The sequence below is a fragment of the Nonomuraea sp. B19D2 genome, from assembly GCF_040137845.1.
GTDB lineage: Bacteria > Actinomycetota > Actinomycetes > Streptosporangiales > Streptosporangiaceae > Nonomuraea.
Map to the genome: position 1 here is coordinate 174,489 of NZ_JBEFAK010000012.1, position 19,647 is coordinate 194,135.

Here is a 19,647-nt window from a genome sequence, read left to right on the forward strand (position 1 = left end):
ACGGCGGGCACCGTGGCCGGTGCCCGCCGTTTCTTCGATCGTCCTACTTGAACGTGATGCTCTTGATGATCACGGGCTTCTTGGGTGCGGTGGTTCCGCCGTCGCCGGTGATGTCGGCGTTGTTGAGTAGCAGGTCCTTGCCGCTGGTGGCCAGCCCCAGCAGCATGTCCATGCCCTCGCTGACCACGCCGACGACGTTGTAGCCCGAGCCGATCTGGGTGTTCTCGTCCGACAACGAGATGGCGAACTGGCTGTTGTTCTGGCCCATCGCGTCACCCGCCTGGGTCATGAACACCACGCCCTTGGCCAGGGGGATGTCGATGTTCTCGTCACCGTAGACGTACCCCGCGGTGCCCTGCCCGTCGGTCGGGTTCTTGCCGTCGGCCTTGGCCAGCGGGTCGCCGCACTGCAGCATGTGCACGCCGGACACGTCGGGCGTGACCAGGCGGTGGCACTTCATGTTGTTGTAGAACTTCTTCTTCGCCAGGAAGCTCAGCGAGTTGATCGAGCACGGCGCGGCGTCGGTCATGAGGTCGACGACGACCGTGCCACGGTTGGTAGTGATCGTCATCTTCTTCAGCTTCATGTTGGGCCGCTTGCCGGGCAGACCGACGAACTTGTTCGGCACCGTGGTCTCCCGCTTGTAGGTGCAGGTGACCGGGCCCGTTTTGGCCGGCGGAGTGGACGGCGTCGTCGCACTCGGGGAGGCGCTCGCGCTCGCGGAGGCGCTGCTCTTCGCGGCCGCCTCGCCGGCCGGGTCCTTGTTGACCAGCGTGGTCGCGGCGAAGATGCCGCCGGCGACCACCACGACGGCCACGCCTGCGCCGATGAAGGTGTTCCGCCTCGCCTTGGCGGTCTGGGCGGCGGCGCGCTGGGCCTGCCGTTCCTTGTGCTCCCGCGCCAGCTCGTTCTGGCGGTCTTCCTCGTTCTGGCGGTCGTCGCCGCTCACCGCTATGTCCTCTCATTTTGCACGTGCATGACCAAACAGCTTCCGCGCATGCTACCGGCCCCCGATATGTGCCGGACGTAAGTGGCGAAAGCCGCGCATGCGACAGCTGAGGTCGAGAACCATATGGTGCTCGCATTCGTAGTTGAAATGAGAACCAAGGAGCCCCTCATGTTCGACCAAATCCTGGGCCTGCCGGCTCACCCCCTGATCATTCACTTCGCCGTCGTGCTGACCCCGCTGCTGGTCCTCACCGCCGCGGTCTACGCGCTGGCGCCGCGCTGGCGTACCCACGCGGCCTGGGCGGTGGTCCTGCTCTCCCTGGCCGCGCCCGGGGCGGTCTTCGCGGCCAAGGAGAGCGGCCAGAGCCTCAAGGCGGCCCGCTTCGCCACGGCGGACGGCGAACTCGGGGCCCGCATCTCCACGCACCAGAGCTTCGCCAACCCGCTGCTGCTGTCGGTGCTCGGGCTGGCCGCCTCCGCCCTCCTGCTCGTGTACGCCACCCGCCCAGCCCGCGACTCGGTCGGCCGCGACAGGTTCGGCCGGACCGCCACGCTGGCCCTGTCGGCGGTGACACTGGTGCTGGCCGCGGTGGCCGGCTACTACGTCTTCCGTGCCGGAGACTCGGGAGCGAGAGCCGTCTGGGGCATGTAATCTCGCGTCGTGGATAGCTTGTTCGACTCGGCGGCCGAGGAAGCCACCCCGCAACCCCTCGCGGTGCGGATGCGCCCGCGCACGCTCGACGAGGTGATCGGCCAGCGGCACCTGCTCGGCTCCGGCACCCCGCTGCGGCGCCTGGTCGAGAGCGAGGCTCCCATGTCGCTGTTCCTGTGGGGGCCGCCGGGCACCGGCAAGACCACGCTCGCCTACGTCGTCTCCAACGTCACCAAGCGCCGCTTCGTCGAGATCTCCGCCGTCTCGGCCGGTGTCAAGGACGTACGGGCCGCCATCGACAACGCGCGGCGCGAGCTGGGCATGACCGGCCGCCAGACCGTGCTGTTCGTGGACGAGGTGCACCGCTTCAACAAGGCCCAGCAGGACGCGCTGCTGCCCGCCGTCGAGAACCGCTGGGTCACCTTCATCGGCGCCACCACGGAAAACCCGTTCTTCTCGGTCATCTCACCGCTGCTGTCGCGCTCGCTGCTGCTCACGCTTGAGTCGCTGTCCGACGACGACGTGCGCGCCGTGCTGGAGCGCGCCGTGTCCGACCCGCGCGGCCTCGGCGGTCGCGCCACGCTCGCGCCCGAGGCCCTCGACCATCTGGTCCGCCTGGCGGGCGGTGACGCGCGCAGGTCGCTGACGTACCTGGAGGCCGCCGCGCTGCTGGCCGACGACATCACCGTGGAGGTGGTGGAGAAGGCCGTCGACAAGGCCGCCGTACGCTATGACCGGCAGGGTGACCAGCACTACGACGTGATCAGCGCGTTCATCAAGTCGATGCGCGGATCCGACGCCGACGCGGCGCTCCACTACCTCGCCCGCATGATCGAGGCCGGCGAGGACCCGCGCTTCATCGCCCGCCGCATCGTCATCTTCGCCTCCGAGGACGTCGGCATGGCCGACCCGACGTGCCTGCAGACCGCGGTGGCCGCCGCTCAGGCGGTGCAGCTTATCGGGCTTCCCGAGGGGCAGATCAACCTGGCGCACGCGGTCATCCACTGTGCCATGGCCCCCAAGTCCAACGCCGTCGTCAAGGCCATCGGGGCGGCCGTCGGCGACGTTCGGCGGGGCCTGATCGGCCAGGTGCCCGGCCACCTCCGCGACGCCCACTACCCGGGCGCGGCCAAGCTCGGCCACGGCGACGGGTACAAGTACCCGCACGACTTCGACCACGGGCTGGTGCGGCAGGAGTACGCGCCCGAGCAGGTGCGCGACCGCCGCTACTACGAGCCGACCCGTCATGGCGCCGAGGCCCCGGTGGCCGAACGCTGGGCCAAGATCCGCGACTTCCTCCGAGGATCGTGATCGTGGCGCTTCCGCCAGGCGGCGCTCGAGTGCCCTGCTGTGATCTACATCGTAAAGGGCGTCACCCGAGTCCTTGGCGTGCGTGACGCCGGGCGCCGGACGGCGCGACAGGCGCGGGCAGAGGGCGGCGGTGCGCGGACGGCGGGCCGGGCGTGCGGGATGGCGTAAGTTGGGGGTGCGGACGTGTCAAGGCACGAGCGGGCCGGGACCGGCTGGCGGCGCGTGGTGTCAGGGCGGCATATGGTGTCAGGCCCGCGAGGTCCGGAGTGGTGCGCGAGGTCGGGGAGACCGGCGAGGCCAGGCCGGTGTGCGAGGTCGGGGCGGGTGTGGTGCGGCGGGCAAGGGTCGCGGAAGTGACGGGTGCCGACGCGGCGGGCCGATCAAGGCCGGCGACCTCACCAAGGTTGTCACTTCAACGCGATAGGGTCTTGCCGTTCCGGCCCAGCGTACGAGGGAGATGAGCGGATGCTTACCGCTGGAGAGCTCGCCGGGCTGACCGCGGCCATCGGCTGGATAGTCCTGGTCTGCGTTCTGGCCATGGTGCTCGTCAAGCTCGCCAGGCTGCTCACCGAGACCACCAAGGCGGTCTCCGACCTGAACGATCGCCTGACGCCGCTGCTGGACGACATGAGCGTCACGGTCAACGAGACCAACAGGCAGCTGGTCGCCGTCGAGGCCATCGCCAAGGACGTCAAGCAGGTCAGCGGCCACGCCGCCAAGCTCAGCGCGGTCACCCAGACCATCTTCACCGGGCCGCTGATCAAGGTGTCGTCGCTCGGATACGGCGTGCGGCGCGCCATCGAGGCCCGCAGGGCGCCCAGACTCAGGGCGAGGCCCCAGCCCGGGTTCACGGCCGAAGCCAAGACCGAGGCCAAGGCCGCGCCGAGGCGGGCACGATGATCAGGCGGCTGTTCTATCTGTCGCTGGGCGCGTTCCTCACCTTCTGGGTGATGCGCGGGCTGCAGGCGCTCCATCCCAACCACGTCGCACGCAGGACGGCGGACAGCGCCACGGGGATGCTCCGGCAGGTGAGAGACTTTACTTTCGACGCGCTCGGCGAGGCCGCGGAGCGCGAAACCGAGTTGCGAGCACGCTTCGGGCTCGACAACGCTGAAGACAACAACTAACGCAAAGGATGGCCAACATGGAGTCGGCAGAGATCGCCCGCCGCTTCCTGCGCTTCTTCGAGGAGCGTGGGCACAAGGTAGTGCCCTCGGCCAGCCTGATCGCCGAAGACCCCACGCTACTCCTGGTTCCTGCCGGTATGGTGCCGTTCAAGCCGTACTTCCTGGGGCAGCGCAAGCCTCCGGCGTCCCGGCTGGCCACCGCGCAGAAGTGCGTGCGCACCCCCGACATCGACGAGGTCGGCAAGACGACCCGGCACGCCACGTTCTTCCAGATGCTGGGCAACTTCTCCTTCGGCGACTACTTCAAGTCCGAAGTGATCCCGTTCGCGTGGGAGCTGCTCACCCGCTCCGAGTCCGACGGCGGTTTCGGCTTCCCCGAGGAGCGGCTCTGGGCGACCGTCTACCAAGACGACGACGAGGCGTACGACATCTGGCGCAACCGCGTCGGCGTGCCGGAGGAGCGCATCCAGCGGCGGGGCCTGGAGGACAACTACTGGCACATGGGCGTGCCCGGTCCCGGCGGCCCCTGCTCGGAGATCTACTACGACCGCGGCGCCGAATACGGCAAGGAGGGCGGCCCCGTCGCCGACGAGGACCGCTACCTCGAGGTGTGGAACCTCGTCTTCATGCAGTACCAGCTCAGCGCGGTCCGCACGAAGGTCGACTTCGACGTGGCGGGTGAGCTGCCGGCGAAGAACATCGACACCGGCATGGGCCTCGAGCGCATGGCGACGATCCTGCAGGGCGTCGACAACCTCTACGAGATCGACACCACGTACAAGATCCTCGACAAGGCGGCCGAGCTCACCAAGACCCGCTACGGGCGCGACCACCGCGCCGACGTCAGTCTGCGCGTGATCGCCGATCACGTCCGCACCGGCACCATGTTGGTGGCCGACGGCGTGCTGCCCAGCAACGAGGGCCGCGGCTACGTGCTGCGCCGCATCCTGCGTAGGACCGTGCGCAACCTGCGGCTGCTCGGCTCCGGCGACGACCGCTACATGCACGAGCTGACCGACGTCGCGATCAACGTCATGGGCGAGCAGTATCCCGAGCTCAAGGTGGACGCGCCGCAGATCCACGGGATCATCGACGCGGAGGAGGCGTCGTTCCTCGGCACGCTCCGCACCGGCACGGCGATCTTCGACGTTGCGGTCGAGGAGACCAAGCGCAAGTCCGGCACCACGCTCTCGGGCGACCAGGCGTTCAAGCTCCACGACACCTACGGCTTCCCGATCGACCTGACGCTGGAGATGGCGGCCGAGCAGGGGCTCAAGGTCGACGAGGAGGGCTTCCGCCGGCTCATGAAAGAGCAGAAGGCGGCGGCCAAGGCCGACGCGGCGGCAAAGAAGACCGGCAACGCCGACATCTCCGTCTTCGGGCAGCTGCTGGAGAAGGCGGGCAAGGTCGAGTTCCTCGGCTACGACCAGACCGAGGCCGACACCAGCGTGGTCGGCATTCTCTCCGACGGCGTGTCCGTGCCGGTGGCGGGGGCGGGGACGACCGTGGAGGTCGTGCTCGCGCGCACCCCGTTCTACGCCGAGGGCGGCGGCCAGCTCGCCGACCAGGGCGTGATCCGCACCAGCGGCGGCGAGATCGAGATCGTCGACGTGCAGACGCCGCTCGCGGGCCTCGTCGTCCACCGGGGCAAGGTCCGCAGCGGCGAGGTCAAGGTCGGCGACGAGGCGCAGGCGGAGATCGACATCGAGCGCCGCCGCGCGATCTCACGCAGTCACAGCGCGACCCACCTCGTTCACCGCGGCTTCAAGAACGCGCTGGGCGAGACGGCCGCGCAGGCAGGCTCGGAAAACTCTCCCGGCCGCTTCCGCTTCGACTTCACCGCGGCGGGCGCGGTGCCGGCGAGCGTGCTGCGCGATGTCGAGGACGAGGTCAACGCGGTGCTCATCAACGACCTCAAGGTCAACGCCTTCTACACCTCGCAGGCGGAGGCCAGGGCGATGGGCGCGCTGGCGATGTTCGGCGAGAAGTACGGCGACGAGGTCCGCGTGGTCGAGATCGGCGACTACTCGCGCGAGCTGTGCGGTGGCACCCACGTGCACAGCTCCGGCCAGCTCGGCCTGGTCAAGGTGCTGGGCGAGCAGTCGGTCGGCGCGGGCGTGCGCCGGGTCGAGGCACTCGTCGGCATCGACGCCTTCCGCTTCCTGGCCCGCGAGAGCGTGCTGGTCGCGCAGCTCACCGAGCAGCTCAAGGCGCGCCGCGAGGAGCTGCCCGAGCGCATCGACGGCATCGTCACCCGGCTGCGCACGGCGGAGAAGGAGCTGGACAAGCTCCGCTCCGCGCAGGTGCTCCAGGTGGCGGGCGATCTGGCGGCCAGCGCCCGTGACCTGCGGGAAGTCTCCGTCGTGACACACCGCGCGCCTGATGGCACCGGTGCCGACGATCTGCGTAAGCTCGCGCTTGACGTGCGTGGCAGGTTCCCGGCCGACCGGCCGGCGGTCATCGTGATCGCTGGCGTCCCCTCCGACCGTCCTGTGGTGGTTGCCGCGGTCAACGAGGCGGGGCGCGAGCGGGGGCTCAAGGCCGGACGGCTGGTCGGCGTCGCCGCCAAGGCTCTTGGGGGTGGCGGTGGCGGCAAGGACGATGTCGCGCAGGGTGGCGGCACACGACCGGAGGGGATCGGCGACGCCCTTCAGCAGGTCGAGCAGGCTATCGCGGATCAGCTCGGCTGACATGAGGTTCGGCACGCGGATCGGCGTGGACGTCGGCTCCGTACGCGTCGGCGTGGCCCGCAGTGACCCTTCGGGGCTGCTGGCCACGCCGGTCGAGACCGTCAAGCGGGGCAAGGGCGACCTCGACCGCATCGCCGCGATCGTCTCCGAGCACGAGGCGATCGAGGTGATCGTGGGGTTGCCCACCTCGCTGTCCGGACGCGAGGGGCAGGCGGCCTCGCTGGCCCGCCAGTTCGCCGCCGACCTCGCGGTCCGGCTCGCGCCGACGCCCGTGCGGCTGTTCGACGAGCGGCTGACCACGGTCGCCGCGACGCACGGGCTGCGGGCCAGCGGCATGAAGGCCAAGAAGCAGCGCGGCGTCGTCGATCAGGCGGCCGCGGTCGTGCTGCTGCAGGACGCGCTCGACTCCGAGCGCGGCACAGACAGACCCCCAGGCAGGCCCGTCGCACCGCCCCCAGCGGCCGGCGGACCTGCCTCATGAGCGCGCGCGTCACGGGGGCCACGCCGGCGCCGAACGCGCACGCGTACGGGCAGGCCGAGCGCTGGTCCGTACGGCTCTCACCGGCGACGGCGTCCCAGGCATCGGCCACCCGCCAGGGGGCGTGGGGGGTGGTCGCGTGAACGGCACGCCCGAGAACGGCACGCCCGAGAACGGCACGCCCGAGGACGGCATCGGCGACGTGATCCCGTTCGCCTCCGACTACGCCACGCCGGAGGAGTACGAGTCACCGCAGCCCGAGCCCGAGGCGGAGGCCGCGCCCGAGGCAGGGGTCGCTCCAGAGGAGGAGACCGCGCCCGAAGCCGGGGCTGCGCCGGAAGCGGGTGCCGCGCCCGAGGCGGAGCCGGAGGCTGCACCTGTGACGCGGGCTGTCTCCGAGGCGCGGGCTGTCTCTGAAGCGCGGGCTGTCTCCGAGGCGGGCACTGTGCCGGAAGCGGAGGCCACTCCGGAGGCGGATGCCGTGCACGAGGCGGGAATCGCTCCGGAGGCGGGGACCGTGCGCGAGGGAGGGATCGCTCCGGAGGTCGGGACCGTTCCAGCGGCGGAGGTCGTAAGCCCGTCCGGGCGCCGCCGGCAGGCCCTGCGCAAGGCCGGGATCGTCTCCGCGGGCCTGGTCGTGTCCCTGGTGGCGATGGGGGCCGGGATGATCGCGGTGCTCAAGCCGTACCTCAGCCCCGACGACTTCGACGGGCCCGGCGGCGGCGTCGTGACGGTGCGGATCGCGCCGGGCGCCAGCGCGGAGGACGTCGGCTCGACGCTGGCCGAGGCCGGGGTGGTGGCGAGCGCGCGGTCGTTCGTGCGGGCGGCGGAGGAGCGAGCGGTCACCAACCGGCTGCGGCCGGGACACTACCGCCTGCGCAAGGGCATGGCCGCAGGGGCGGCGCTCGACCTGCTGCTCGCCCCGGCCTCCAGGGTCGTGCGGCGGGTCACCATACCCGAGGGCATGCGGACGTCCGAGGTGCTCGCCCGGGTCGCCAAGCAGACCGGGCTGCCGCTCAAGGAGCTGCAGGGCGTCGACAAGGGCCTTGTCGGCCTGCCCAAATACGCTCCGGGGCTCGAAGGGTTCCTGTTTCCCGCGACGTATGAGATCGAGCCCGGCGACACGGCCGTGGACGTGCTGGCGGCGATGGTGGAGCGCTTCGGCGTCGCCGCGCGGCAGGTGGGCCTGGAGGCGCAGGCGGCGCGCAGGCACCTGACGCCGCTGGAGGCCGTCACAGTGGCCAGCATGATCCAGGCCGAGGGCGGTACCGACGCGGACTACCCGAAGATCTCCAGAGTGATCTACAACCGCCTCCAGAAGGACACCAAGCTGGAGATCGACAGCACCGTTCTGTACGCACAGAACCGCCGGACCCTGAGGATCACGGAGCGTGATACTAAGGTTGACTCTCCGTACAACACCTATCGCCACAAGGGGCTGCCGCCAGGACCCATCGCGAATCCAGGGGAGAAGGCACTGATAGCGGCTCTGAACCCGGCCAAGGGCGACTGGCACTGGTTTGTCACGACGGACCCGGCGCATAGAATCACCAAATTCACCAACAAAGAGAGCGAGTTCGTGAGATACCGGGAAGAGTTGAAAAAGAACCTCGGGACGAACTGATGTTCGATGGAACTCCCCCCGTTCCGGCGCAAATGCCCCAAAACCGGGCATGCGCCCTCTTTCCATCCCTTAGCATGGCTACTCAGAGTGCTCTCCGCTGGTCGTGGGAGCATGTCCGGCGGATCCCCCCGTTCCGCTCGGTAACGACGCCAGCCGTTTTGGCAGTTTCGCTTGACGTCTGGCCGGCCGTACCGGGAGATTGGCCAGCGCACCTATGAACGATCTCGATCTGAACACTCTGCTCGGCGCCGAGGACGACGAAGGTCGTGCCCGGCGCCGTCCCCGCGGTTCCGGCAAGCGCGGCGGGCGCCGACGGCGCAGGCGCCGCAACCGGGGCGGCTTCATGGCGCCGCTGCTCGCCTTCGTCGTGCTGGCGGGCATCATCGGCGGCGGCGGCTACTACGGCTACCTGTGGCTCAGCGACGCGCTCGTGCCCGACGACTACACCGGTCAGGGCACCGGCGAGGTCACCATCGAGATCAAGGACGGCCAGAGCGCATCCGAGGTGGCGCAGGAGCTGGAGCGGCAAGGGGTCGTGGCCAGCGCCAGGGCGTTCACCAACGCGATCGGCAACGCCAACAAGAGCGGCTCGCTCCAGCCCGGCTCGTACAAGCTGCGCAAGCAGATGTCGGCCGCGCAGGCGGTGGCGATGCTCATCCCGGAGAACCGGCTGCTGGCCAGGGTGTCGATTCCGGAGGGCAAGCGCCTGTCCGACACCTTGACCATCCTCGCCAAGGCGACCGGCAAGCCCGTCAAGGAGTTCACCGCCGCGGCCAGGGACGTCGGCGAGCTCGACCTGCCGCCCTACGCCAGGAACAAGCTCGAGGGGTACGCCTTCCCGGCCACGTACGACTTTCAGCCCAAGACCACGCCGAAGGAGATGCTGGCGACCATGGTCAAGCGGTTCAACCAGACCGCCGAGACCATAGACCTCGAGGGCGGCGCCAAGGCGCTCGGCCACACGCCGCACGAGATCATGACCATCGCGAGCATCGTGCAGGCCGAGGCCGGCCGGGCCGAGGACATGACGAAGATCGCCCGCGTCATCTACAACCGGCTCGAGCGCAAGCCGCAGATGAAGCTGCAGATGGACAGCACGGTCATGTACGCGCTGAACAAGTACGGCACCAAGGCCACGTTCGCGGAGACGAAGACCAGGAACAAGTACAACACCTATATGTACTTCGGCCTGCCGCCAGGGCCGATCACGAACCCGGGCGACCATGCCATCGAAGCGGCCCTGAACCCGGCGAAGGGCGACTGGCTCTGGTTCGTGGCCACGAATCCCAAGAGCAACGTCACCAGCTTCGCTTCGACGGAAGCCGAGTTCCAGGCGCTCGAGGCCGAACTCCGCAAGAACGGCGGCTGACCCGCGCGCGTTTCGTGGGTTTTGGGTCGTCTGACGCTCGCCGCGCCCGCGCGCCGCGCCACCGTGGGCACCGACCGTCCTCGGCGGGCGCGGCCGTGTTCCGTGCCTCGGAAGGGCGGTGGGGCGCGGATGCGTCGTGCGCTTACAGATGCAGGCGGGTAACGGGGCCGGGCCAAGGCACGTTGCTCCCGTCGCGACCCGCGCACTGTGGGCCGTCCAGGTGGCAGGGCGTTGGCGATAGGGTCTTGCATGTTCGGAAGGAGTGTGGATGCGGGCTGCGGTGATGGGGTCGCCCATCGGTCATTCGCTCTCGCCCTACCTGCACCGCGCCGCGTACCAGGCGATGGGGCTCGACGGGTGGAGCTACGGGGCGTTCGAGTGCGACGAGGCGCGGCTGCCCGGACTGCTGGGTGAGCTGGTGCCCGTGCGCGGCCAGGGGCCGGACGACGCGGACGCCTGGGCGGGGCTGTCGCTGACCATGCCGCTCAAACGGGCCGTGCTGCCCCTGCTCGACACCGTGTCCGAGCCGGCCCTAGAGGTGGGCGGCGCCAACACCGTGGTGTTCCGCGACGGGCTGCGGCACGGCCACAACACCGACGTCTACGGCATCGAGCAGGCGCTGGCCGAGGCCGGGGTGCCCGCGCCGCGCTCGGCGACCGTGCTGGGCGGAGGGGCCACGGCGGCCTCGGCGCTCGCGGCGCTGCGTAACCTCGGGCTGTTCGCGGCGACCCTGCTGGTGCGCGACCCCGCGCGGGCGGGGGAGACGATGGAGGTGGCCGAGCGGCTGGGCGTGGCGCTGGCGGTGGAGACGTTCGACAAGCTCGACGCCCTGACGCGGGTGGATCTGGTGGTGTCGACGCTGCCCGGCGGGGCCGCGGACGCGTTCGCCGACCGGCTGGCTCGGGTGCCCGCGCTCTTCGACGTGGTCTACTCGCCCTGGCCGACCAGCGCGGCGGCGGCCGTCCGGGCTGCGGGCGGCACCGTGGTCGGGGGGTTCGCGATGCTGCTGCACCAGGCGGTGCGGCAGGTGGAGCTGATGACGGGCCGCACGGACGTGCCGGTGGAGGCCATGCGCGCGGCCGGCGAGGCGGAGCTCGCCAGGCGGTCGGCCAGTCGAACGGATTGACCACTTTCCCGTCAAACCCCGCGAAGCCCTTCATATTGCGGGTCACGAGGGTGCAGCCGTGGGCGCGTGCGGTGGCGGCAAGTATGCCGTTGCATCGGCCGCTCGCTTTGCATCGGGTCGCGGCGGCGCAGGAGCCCGACGCCCTTGCGGATCTCGCCGGGCACCATGACGCTCAGGTGGAGGCTGGGCCCGGTGATGGTGTCGAGCCATGCCTGCACGCTGCCGTCCCGGGTGCGCTTGGCCAGGAGGGATGATTCTGGGATGTCTCGTAGTTGTGGTAATGTAGCTCTCTGATCGGTCCGGCATGCCTTGCTGGACGCGCAAGCGGAGGTCTCCCTCCCACCTGAGTCGCCGAAAGGCGGCCGGGTCCAGGATCACGCCGGACTACTCCGGGGAGCTCAACGGCCACGAAGCCAAAGAGCTCAGTGGCCCCGCATGCGCGACGTGCGGGGCTTTTCGCGTTCAGCGAGGAGCCCCCGCCACGACGAGCACGTAGGGATCGCAAACCTAGGAGGCCCCATCAGCACTGAGCCCCGCATCAACGAGCGTATCCGAGTTCCCGAGGTTCGCCTCGTGGGCCCGAACGGCGAGCAGGTAGGCATCGTCTCGATTCACGACGCCCTGAAGCTCGCCCAGGAGGCCGATCTCGACCTCGTCGAGGTCGCGGCCACGGCTCGACCGCCCGTGTGCAAGCTCATGGACTACGGCAAGTTCAAGTACGAGTCCGCGATGAAGGCGCGCGAGGCGCGCAAGAATCAGGCGCACACGATCATCAAGGAGATCAAGCTCCGGCCGAAGATCGACCCGCACGACTACGAGACCAAGAAGGGTCACGTGGTGCGGTTCCTCAAGGCGGGAGACAAGGTCAAAGTCACGATCATGTTCCGTGGTCGCGAGCAGTCCCGGCCGGAGCTCGGCTTCCGGCTGCTGCAGCGGCTGGCGGACGACGTCCAGGAGCTGGGATTCGTGGAGTCCCACGCCAAGCAGGACGGGCGCAACATGATCATGGTGATCGGTCCGCACAAGAAGAAGGCCGAGGCCAAGGCCGAAAAGGCCGCAGCCAAGGCACAGCGTGGCAGCGAGGACACTTCCCCACAGGAAGGATGACCCGCGGTTGGGGTTAGCCTTACAGGACACCCCGATTCAGCCACCAGCAGACGAAGACGCCGCGACCGGGTCGGCCCAGCACCGGCCCGGCCCGTGGCACGACCGAAACGAGGAGAGACGGCGACATGCCGAAGATGAAGACGCACAGCGGTGCGAAGAAGCGGTTCCGGCTTACCGGCACCGGCAAGATCAAGCGTCGCCGTGCCAACCGCGCGCACTACAACGAGTGGAAGTCCTCCACGCTGACGCGCCGTCTCAAGAACGAGGTCGTCCTTTCCGACGCCGATTCCAAGAAGATCAAGAAGCTGCTCGCTAAGTAGCGCGATTCCCCGGGGAGAAGAAACATGGCACGCGTGAAGCGGGCGCTCAACGCCAAGAAGAAGCGCAGGGTCGTCCTCGAAAGGGCAAGCGGTTACCGCGGCCAGCGGTCGCGTCTTTACCGCAAGGCCAAGGAGCAGATGCTCCACTCGATGACGTACGCCTACCGGGACCGCAAGGACCGTAAGGGTGCGTTCCGTCGTCTGTGGATCCAGCGGATCAACGCCGCCGCCCGTCAGAACGGCATGACCTACAACCGCCTGATCCAGGGTCTGCGCCTGGCCGGCGTCGAGGTCGACCGCAAGATCCTCGCCGACCTCGCGGTCAATGACAGCCAGACCTTCGCCGCGCTGGTCGAGGCCGCCAAGAAGGCGCTGCCGGCGAACGTGAACGCCCCGGCCGCGAGCTGACGAGCCGCGAGCTGAGGTAATTGCCTTAATCGAGGGGCCCACCGATGACGGTGGGCCCTTTGTTGCTGTATGGGACAGGGAGAGAGCATGGCCGGGTCCGAGCTGACCAACGTGAAGTCGCCGAGGGTGAAGGCGGCCAGGCGGCTCACCAAGAGGGCCTTCAGGGAGCAGGACCGCAGGTTCCTGGCCGAGGGGCCGCAGGCGGTGCGCGAGGCGCTCAAGCTCGACGGCGTGCCGCTGGAGCTGTTCAGCACAGCCGACGCCGAGCTGCGCCATCCCGAACTGATCAGCGAGGCCACGCTCAAGGGCATACCCGTGCACCGGGCCAGCGGCGAGGTCATGTCGGAGCTGTCCCAGACCGTGACCCCGCAGGGGCTGGTGGCGGTCTGCAAGCTCGTCCACGTGCCCCTGGACCAAGCCCTGGAAGGCACGCCCCGCCTGGTCGCGGTGCTCGCCCATGTGCGCGACCCCGGCAACGCCGGCACCGTCATGCGGGCCGCCGACGCGGCCGGCGCCGACGCGGTCATCTTCACCGACGCCTCCGTCGACCCGTACAACGGGAAATGTGTACGCGCCAGCGCCGGCAGCCTGTTCCACTTGCCCGTCGTCATCGGTGCACCGGTGAGCGCCGCCGTGCGTCAACTGAAGGAGCGGGGACTGCGCGTGCTGGCGGCCGACGGCGCGGGCAAGCACACGCTCGACGATGTCGATCTCACGGGACCCACCGCGTGGATCTTCGGCAACGAGGCTTGGGGACTGCCGGAAGAAATACTGTCCGAGGCGGACGATGTGGTCAGAGTGCCCATCTACGGACAGGCTGAAAGCCTGAACCTGGCCACCGCCGCGGCGGTATGCCTTTACGCCTCGGCTAGGGCTCAGCGAGTGCCCTAGGCGGCGGGAAACCCGCTATTGTCGGCGTTGTAGGCGGAGGAGGCAGGTCGTGCACGGCGCAGACACCGACGGGCGAGTAGTGGCCGCCGCGTGCACGATAGCCATCGACGACCTTCCCGACGGCCTCATCGTGACCGACCGATATGGCTGTGTGCTGGCCGTCAACCGGGCCGCCGCCCGGCTCACCGGCGTGGCCGTGGAGCGCGCGGTCGGCGGGCACATGAGCGACGTGTTCCCCTTTCGCGACCACGACGGGCGTGATTGGTGGAAGGCGCTCGACCCGGAGGGCGGGCTGCGCATCAGGAGCAGGGTGCCGGAGCGGCCGCTGCATCTGCCCGGCGGCCAGGAGCTCTACGTCGCGGCCAGGCTCGTACGCGAGCCCGAGCGCTGCGGCGAGGTCGAGCGCGTCACGATCACCCTGCGCGACGGCGGCACCCGCGCGCGGCTGGAGCGCAGCCGCGCCGACCTGGTCTCCACCGTGGCCCACGAGCTGCGCTCGCCGCTGACCAGCGTCAAGGGGTTCACCGCGACCATGCTGGCCAAGTGGTCGCGCTTCACCGACGAGCAGAAACGGGTCATGCTCGAGACCGTCAACAACGACGCCGACCGTGTCACCCGGCTCATCACCGAGCTGCTCGACGTCTCGCGCATCGAGTCCGGCCGGCTGGAGGTGCGCCGCCAGGTCGTCGACATCCCCGCCAGGGTGCGCCGGCTGATCGCCGGGCGGGTCGCGGCCGGGGAGGCCGAGGAGCGTTTTCGCCTGGTGACCGGCGAGGACCTGCCGGAAATGTGGCTCGACCAGGACAAGATCGACCAGATCCTGGGTAATCTGGTGGAAAACGCGCTGCGCCACGGGCGTGGCACTGTGACAATTGAGATCGAGTCTGTCGGATGGGGAGTTGCCGTGTCGGTGCGCGATGAGGGCGAGGGCATCGAGCCCGAGCTGGCTCCGCGTGTCTTCAGGCAGTTCTGGCGGGGCGGCAACAGCCGCAGGCGCGGCGGCACCGGGCTCGGCCTCTTCATCGTCAAGGGCCTGGTCGAGGCGCACGGCGGCACGATCACCGTGCAGCGTGCGCCCGAAGGCGGGGCGGAGTTTCGATTTACCGTGCCCACCGGCACGCCCGACTTCGCCACCCCGTAGCGATCGAGTCGGCCCCGGTGGGCGGGCCCACTAGACTCTTTTCCGCTCAAGCCCTGGATACGGAGCTCACTCTTGTCTGACTACGACCCCGTCGAGGTGACACCGTTGCATGCCGACGAGGTGTCCCGCATGGAGGCCGACGCCATCGCGGCGATCAAGACGGCCGACAGCCTCGACGCACTCAAGCAGGCCAGGCTGGCGCATGCCGGCGACCGCTCGCCCATCGCCCTGGCCAACCGCGAGATCGGCGCCCTGCCGCCGGCCGCCCGCGCCGAGGCAGGCAAGCGCGTCGGCGCCGCCCGCAAGGCGATCAACGAGGCGCTCGCCGCCCGCCAGGCCGAGCTGGAGGCCGAGCGCGACGCGCGGGTGCTCGTCGAGGAGAGCGTCGACGTCACCCTGCCCTGGGACCGGCGGCCGCGCGGCGCCCGCCACCCGCTGACCACGCTGCAGGAGCGCATCGCCGACGCGTTCGTCGCCATGGGATACGAGGTGGCCGAGGGGCCCGACCTCGAAGGCGAGTGGTTCAACTTCGACGCTCTCAACATCGCGAAGGACCACCCGGCCCGCTCAGACCACGACACGTTCTTCGTCGGGTCCACCGATTCCGGCATGGTGCTGCGCACGCAGACCTCGCCGGTGCAGATCCGCGCGCTGCTCCAGCGCGAGCTGCCGGTCTACGTGATCTCGCCGGGCAAGACGTTCCGCACCGACGAGCTCGACGCCACCCACACCCCGGTCTTCCACCAGACCGAGGGGCTGGCCGTGGACGAGGGCCTGACGATGGCGCACCTCAAGGGCACGCTCGACCGGTTCGCGGAGGTGATGTTCGGCAAGGGCATCACGACCCGGTTCCGGCCCAACTACTTCCCGTTCACCGAGCCGTCCGCCGAGATGGACCTCAAGTGCTTCGTCTGCCGCGGCGCCTCGGCCGTCCCCGGCAACCCGCCCTGCCGCACCTGCAAGTCGGAGGGCTGGATCGAGTGGGGCGGCTGCGGCATGGTCAACCCGCGCGTGCTGATCGCCTGCGGGGTCGATCCGTCGCGGTATTCGGGCTTCGCCTTCGGCATGGGCATCGAGCGGACGCTGATGTTCCGCCACAACGCCGAGGACATGCGTGACATGGTCGAGGGAGATGTGCGCTTCACCCTCCCGTTCGGAATGGAGATCTGATGAAGGTCCCGCTTTCCTGGCTGCGGGAGTATGTCGATCTCCCGGCGGTCACCGCCCACGAGGTGGCCGACAAGCTCACCGCCGCCGGCCTCAAGCTGGAGTCGATCAGCTCGCACGGCCACGACGTCAAGAACGTCGTCGTCGGCGAGGTGCTCGAGATCGAGGAGCTGACCGGCTTCAAGAAGCCGATCAGGCACTGCAAGGTCGAGACGGGCGAGGCGACGCCACGCGAGATCGTCTGCGGCGCCACGAACTTCTCCGCCGGCGACCGCGTGCCCGTCGTGCTGCCCGGTGGCGTGCTGCCCGGCGGGTTCGAGGTCGGGGCGCGCAAGACGTACGGGCGCATGTCGGAGGGCATGATCTGCTCCGAGCGCGAGCTCGGGCTCGGCGACGAGCACGGCGGCATCATGGTGCTGCCGCCGGACACCCCGATCGGCGCGGACGTGGTCGAGCTGCTCGGCCTGCGTGACGAGGTCATCGAGCTGGAGATCACGCCCGACATCGGCTACGCGCTGTCGATCAGGGGCGTCGCGCGCGAGGTGGCGACCGCGTTCGGGGTGGAGTTCCGCGACCCCGCCGGCGTCGAGCCGCCCGCCGAGACCGGCCCGTCGTGGCCGGCCTCGATCGCCGACCCCACCGCCTGCGACAGGTTCGTGCTGCGCGAGGTCCGCGGCTTCGACCCCGCCGCCCAGAGCCCGCTCTGGATGCGGGTACGCCTCACGCGTGCCGGCATGCGGCCCGTGTCGCTGGCCGTCGACATCACCAACTACCTGATGCTGGAGCTGGGCCAGCCGCTGCACGCGTTCGACCGCGGCAAGCTGAGCGGCGAGATCGTCGTGCGCAGGGCCGTGGCGGGCGAGCGCCTCGAGACGCTCGACCACGTCGTACGCGAGCTCGACCCCGACGACATCCTCATCACCGACCAGTCGGGGCCGATCTCGATGGCCGGCACCATGGGTGGGCTCGAGACCGAGATCTCCGACAGCTCGACCGACATCGTCATCGAGGCCGCCCACTTCTCGGCGACCGGCATCTCGCGTGAGTCGCGCAGGCACGGGCTGGTGTCGGAGGCGTCCAAGCGGTTCGAGCGCGGCGTCGACCGGGAGCTGCCGCTCGTCGCCTCGTGGCGGGCCGTGCAGCTGCTGGCCGAGCTGGGCGGTGCGACCATCCAGCCCGGCGTCACGCACGCCGAGGTCGAGGTGTCGCCGGCGCGCATCGCGATCCCGGCGGGCTACCCCGGCACCGTGGCCGGCGTCGACTACTCCAAGGACACCGTGATCGCCCGGCTGGAGCAGGTCGGTTGCGTCGTGACAGCCGGCAACGACCCGGCCGTGCGCAAGGGCGGCGTCGATCCGACCGGCGTCGTCACCGGCGGCGCGCTGGCGGCCAAGCTGGCCGTCACCGGCGACGACATGATCACGGTGACGCCGCCGTCGTGGCGTCCCGACCTCACCGACCCGAACGACCTGGCCGAAGAGGTCATCCGGCTGGAGGGCTACGAGAGCCTGCCGTCCGTGCTGCCCGCGGCCCCCGCCGGTGCGGGGCTCACCGAGGGGCAGCGGCTGCGCAGGCGGGTCGGCAGGGCGCTGGCCGAGGGCGGCTACGTCGAGGTGCTCAGCTACCCGTTCATCAGCCCCGATGACTTCGACCGGCTGCTGCTGCCCGCCGAGGACGCGCGCCGCCACGCCATGCGGCTGGCCAACCCGCTGTCGGAGGACGAGCCGCTGATGCGCACGACGCTGCTGCCGGGGCTGCTCAAGACCCTGGTGCGCAACGTCGGCCGCGGGTTCTCTGACGTGGCGCTGTTCGAGACTGGGCCGGTCTACCGGCCGCGCGAGGGCGCTCCCGAGGTGGCGCCGGTGCTCGGGGTCGAGCGCCGGCCGACCGCCGAGGAGCTGGCCTCGATCGAGGCGGCGCTGCCCGACCAGCCGCTGCGGGTCGCCGTGGTGCTGGCCGGGGAGTTCGAGCGGTCCGGCTGGTGGGGCGGCGGGCGCGCGGCCTCCTGGGCCGACGCGGTGCAGGCCGCGCGGCTGGTCGCGGGCGAGGCACGGCTGGAGCTGTCGATCAGTGCCGACCAGCACGAGCCCTGGCATCCCGGCCGCTGCGCCGCCCTCTACGTGGGCGACACGCTGGTGGGGCACGCGGGCGAGCTGCACCCACGCGTCATTGAGGCGTACGGGCTGCCCAAGCGGACCGCGGCCATGGAGCTGGAGATCTCGCGCCTGGAAGCGGCCATGCCCGGGCCGGTGCAGACGCCGGCGGTATCGGCCTACCCGGTCGCCACGCAGGACGTCGCGCTGACCGTGCCCGACTTCACGCCGGTCGCCGACGTGGAGGCCGCGCTGCGCGACGGGGCAGGCGAGCTGCTGGAGTCGATCCGGCTGTTCGACGTGTACGCGGGGGAGCAGGTGGGCGAGGGGAACAAGTCGCTCGCCTACACGATGCGCTTCCGGGCCGCGGACCGGACGTTGACGGTGGAGGAGACGACGGCGGCTCGGGACGCGGCGGTGGCCATGGCGGCCGACCGCGTGGGAGCTCAGCTGCGTAGCGCCTGAGCCGCGTTTGAAGGGCTGGTACGGCGGGCGCCGTGCCAGCCCTTAGCGGGTTCTTGCCTTGTACAGATTGTTGAGATCGATGTCGATATCGAACGGAACCGTGACCTTGAGTCTGTCGTGGTGGACGCCGCCCGGTGCGTAGGCCTGTGTGCCGGGAATGAGCTCGAAGACGAAGACAACCGGCTTGCTATCGACTTTCTCAATTCGCCAGAAGTGGGGAATCCCTGCCTTCGCGTAGAGGAGGGGCTTGCGCTCTCTGTCACGCGCCTCGGAGTCGGGTGAGACCACTTCTACAACGAGGATGACGTCGTCGGCCTGGAAGCATGTGACCTCGTCGTCGATGATCGCGTTCGGGCCCACGACGATCAGGTCAGGCTCTGGGCGCTGCTGCCGAGCTAGCTTGACGCTCATCTCCTGGATCACTTCATGGCCTGCTGGCATGAAATCTTCCAGCGCGTTGCACAGCCGGCGGATGACCGATTGGTGGAAGTGTCGCTGGGGGCTCACGAAGACCAAGCTTCCATCAATCAACTCTGTGTGCGCAGGCAAATCCGGAAGGTGATCGAGATCTTCTGCTACGAAGCCCTCCGGCGGCGGGATGATCCAGTCGGGTACAGAGGGAGGCGTCATCTTTACGATCACCGCTTCGGCAGTCACGATCCAACGCTACCAATGTATTGCGCTCACGCCAGGTAAACGACTGCATACGCTTGCGGATGTGAAGGCGGGG

At 69.6% G+C, this 19,647-nt stretch carries 19 protein-coding genes; 17 read left to right on the plus strand and 2 right to left on the minus strand.

Features of this window, described 5'->3' with window-relative positions; translation table 11 throughout:
* Nucleotides 1–43: 43 nt before the first annotated feature.
* A complete protein-coding gene (locus ABN273_RS23450; protein ID WP_349451098.1) occupies nucleotides 44–949 on the minus strand; it encodes a peptidylprolyl isomerase in 906 nt (301 codons plus the stop codon).
* A gap of 168 nt (nucleotides 950–1,117) precedes the next feature.
* Here ABN273_RS23450 and ABN273_RS23455 point away from each other — a divergent pair, with 168 nt between their 5' ends.
* From ABN273_RS23455 to ABN273_RS23535, 17 genes are all read left to right on the plus strand, one after another.
* Nucleotides 1,118–1,600: a DUF2231 domain-containing protein gene (locus ABN273_RS23455; protein ID WP_349451099.1), complete on the plus strand. Its 483-nt coding sequence runs from the start codon at nucleotides 1,118–1,120 to the stop codon at nucleotides 1,598–1,600.
* A gap of 69 nt (nucleotides 1,601–1,669) precedes the next feature.
* Complete coding sequence (locus tag ABN273_RS23460) at nucleotides 1,670–2,911, plus strand: replication-associated recombination protein A (protein WP_502911121.1); 1,242 nt, start codon at nucleotides 1,670–1,672, stop codon at nucleotides 2,909–2,911.
* Nucleotides 2,912–3,376: 465 nt separating this feature from the next.
* Nucleotides 3,377–3,811, plus strand: coding sequence for a DUF948 domain-containing protein (locus ABN273_RS23465; protein ID WP_349451101.1), 435 nt, complete (start codon nucleotides 3,377–3,379; stop codon nucleotides 3,809–3,811).
* Nucleotides 3,808–4,038, plus strand: coding sequence for a hypothetical protein (locus ABN273_RS23470; RefSeq protein WP_349451103.1), 231 nt, complete (start codon nucleotides 3,808–3,810; stop codon nucleotides 4,036–4,038). Before ABN273_RS23465 ends, ABN273_RS23470 begins: the two co-directional genes overlap by 4 nt.
* 17 nt (nucleotides 4,039–4,055) lie before the next feature.
* A complete protein-coding gene (gene alaS, locus ABN273_RS23475; protein WP_349451104.1) occupies nucleotides 4,056–6,728 on the plus strand; it encodes an alanine--tRNA ligase in 2,673 nt (890 codons plus the stop codon).
* A 1-nt stretch (nucleotide 6,729) separates the two neighbouring features.
* A complete protein-coding gene (gene ruvX / locus ABN273_RS23480) occupies nucleotides 6,730–7,209 on the plus strand; it encodes a Holliday junction resolvase RuvX (RefSeq protein WP_349451105.1) in 480 nt (159 codons plus the stop codon).
* A complete protein-coding gene (locus ABN273_RS23485) occupies nucleotides 7,206–7,349 on the plus strand; it encodes a hypothetical protein (RefSeq protein WP_349451106.1) in 144 nt (47 codons plus the stop codon). Before ruvX ends, ABN273_RS23485 begins: the two co-directional genes overlap by 4 nt.
* The gene (gene mltG / locus ABN273_RS23490) at nucleotides 7,346–8,830 is read left to right on the plus strand and encodes an endolytic transglycosylase MltG (protein WP_349451107.1); all 1,485 of its coding nucleotides are present in this window, start codon (nucleotides 7,346–7,348) and stop codon (nucleotides 8,828–8,830) included. Before ABN273_RS23485 ends, mltG (ABN273_RS23490) begins: the two co-directional genes overlap by 4 nt.
* Nucleotides 8,831–9,044: 214 nt before the next feature.
* On the plus strand, nucleotides 9,045–10,199 hold the full coding sequence (gene mltG, locus ABN273_RS23495) for an endolytic transglycosylase MltG (RefSeq protein WP_349451108.1): 1,155 nt from the start codon (nucleotides 9,045–9,047) through the stop codon (nucleotides 10,197–10,199).
* Between the two features lie 268 nt (nucleotides 10,200–10,467).
* Complete coding sequence (locus tag ABN273_RS23500; protein ID WP_349451109.1) at nucleotides 10,468–11,325, plus strand: shikimate dehydrogenase; 858 nt, start codon at nucleotides 10,468–10,470, stop codon at nucleotides 11,323–11,325.
* Between the two features lie 573 nt (nucleotides 11,326–11,898).
* Entirely contained in the window at nucleotides 11,899–12,432 is a 534-nt protein-coding gene (gene infC, locus ABN273_RS23505) for a translation initiation factor IF-3 (RefSeq protein ID WP_245765644.1), read from the plus strand.
* 125 nt (nucleotides 12,433–12,557) lie between these two features.
* Nucleotides 12,558–12,752 (plus strand): 50S ribosomal protein L35, encoded by a 195-nt coding sequence (gene rpmI / locus ABN273_RS23510; RefSeq protein ID WP_043622108.1) that lies wholly within the window; start codon nucleotides 12,558–12,560, stop codon nucleotides 12,750–12,752.
* Nucleotides 12,753–12,776: 24 nt separating this feature from the next.
* Complete coding sequence (gene rplT, locus ABN273_RS23515; protein ID WP_349451110.1) at nucleotides 12,777–13,160, plus strand: 50S ribosomal protein L20; 384 nt, start codon at nucleotides 12,777–12,779, stop codon at nucleotides 13,158–13,160.
* Between the two features lie 87 nt (nucleotides 13,161–13,247).
* Entirely contained in the window at nucleotides 13,248–14,051 is an 804-nt protein-coding gene (locus ABN273_RS23520) for a TrmH family RNA methyltransferase (protein WP_349451111.1), read from the plus strand.
* A gap of 49 nt (nucleotides 14,052–14,100) precedes the next feature.
* Entirely contained in the window at nucleotides 14,101–15,192 is a 1,092-nt protein-coding gene (locus ABN273_RS23525) for a sensor histidine kinase (protein ID WP_349451112.1), read from the plus strand.
* 129 nt (nucleotides 15,193–15,321) lie between these two features.
* The gene (gene pheS, locus ABN273_RS23530; protein ID WP_349451198.1) at nucleotides 15,322–16,362 is read left to right on the plus strand and encodes a phenylalanine--tRNA ligase subunit alpha; all 1,041 of its coding nucleotides are present in this window, start codon (nucleotides 15,322–15,324) and stop codon (nucleotides 16,360–16,362) included.
* Nucleotides 16,362–18,917, plus strand: coding sequence for a phenylalanine--tRNA ligase subunit beta (locus ABN273_RS23535; RefSeq protein ID WP_349451113.1), 2,556 nt, complete (start codon nucleotides 16,362–16,364; stop codon nucleotides 18,915–18,917). Before pheS ends, ABN273_RS23535 begins: the two co-directional genes overlap by 1 nt.
* 42 nt (nucleotides 18,918–18,959) lie before the next feature.
* On the opposite strand, the gene ABN273_RS23540 is transcribed toward ABN273_RS23535, so the two are convergent.
* Nucleotides 18,960–19,547 (minus strand): Uma2 family endonuclease, encoded by a 588-nt coding sequence (locus tag ABN273_RS23540; RefSeq protein WP_502911122.1) that lies wholly within the window; start codon nucleotides 19,545–19,547, stop codon nucleotides 18,960–18,962.
* Nucleotides 19,548–19,647: the final 100 nt, after the last annotated feature.

What these genes read in the sequence shown, in the direction of transcription:
- ABN273_RS23455 (WP_349451099.1), top strand. Translation starts at nt 1,118, where the DNA reads ATGTTCGACCAAATCCTGGGCCTGCCGGCTCACCCCCTGATCATTCAC.
- ABN273_RS23460 (WP_502911121.1), top strand. Translation starts at nt 1,670, where the DNA reads ATGCGCCCGCGCACGCTCGACGAGGTGATCGGCCAGCGGCACCTGCTC.
- ABN273_RS23465 (WP_349451101.1), top strand. Translation starts at nt 3,377, where the DNA reads ATGCTTACCGCTGGAGAGCTCGCCGGGCTGACCGCGGCCATCGGCTGG.
- ABN273_RS23470 (WP_349451103.1), top strand. Translation starts at nt 3,808, where the DNA reads ATGATCAGGCGGCTGTTCTATCTGTCGCTGGGCGCGTTCCTCACCTTC.
- alaS (WP_349451104.1), top strand. Translation starts at nt 4,056, where the DNA reads ATGGAGTCGGCAGAGATCGCCCGCCGCTTCCTGCGCTTCTTCGAGGAG.
- ruvX (WP_349451105.1), top strand. Translation starts at nt 6,730, where the DNA reads ATGAGGTTCGGCACGCGGATCGGCGTGGACGTCGGCTCCGTACGCGTC.
- ABN273_RS23485 (WP_349451106.1), top strand. Translation starts at nt 7,206, where the DNA reads ATGAGCGCGCGCGTCACGGGGGCCACGCCGGCGCCGAACGCGCACGCG.
- mltG (WP_349451108.1), top strand. Translation starts at nt 9,045, where the DNA reads ATGAACGATCTCGATCTGAACACTCTGCTCGGCGCCGAGGACGACGAA.
- ABN273_RS23500 (WP_349451109.1), top strand. Translation starts at nt 10,468, where the DNA reads ATGCGGGCTGCGGTGATGGGGTCGCCCATCGGTCATTCGCTCTCGCCC.
- rpmI (WP_043622108.1), top strand. Translation starts at nt 12,558, where the DNA reads ATGCCGAAGATGAAGACGCACAGCGGTGCGAAGAAGCGGTTCCGGCTT.
- rplT (WP_349451110.1), top strand. Translation starts at nt 12,777, where the DNA reads ATGGCACGCGTGAAGCGGGCGCTCAACGCCAAGAAGAAGCGCAGGGTC.
- ABN273_RS23520 (WP_349451111.1), top strand. Translation starts at nt 13,248, where the DNA reads ATGGCCGGGTCCGAGCTGACCAACGTGAAGTCGCCGAGGGTGAAGGCG.
- pheS (WP_349451198.1), top strand. Translation starts at nt 15,322, where the DNA reads ATGGAGGCCGACGCCATCGCGGCGATCAAGACGGCCGACAGCCTCGAC.
- ABN273_RS23535 (WP_349451113.1), top strand. Translation starts at nt 16,362, where the DNA reads ATGAAGGTCCCGCTTTCCTGGCTGCGGGAGTATGTCGATCTCCCGGCG.
- ABN273_RS23540 (WP_502911122.1), bottom strand. Translation starts at nt 19,547, where the DNA reads ATGACGCCTCCCTCTGTACCCGACTGGATCATCCCGCCGCCGGAGGGC.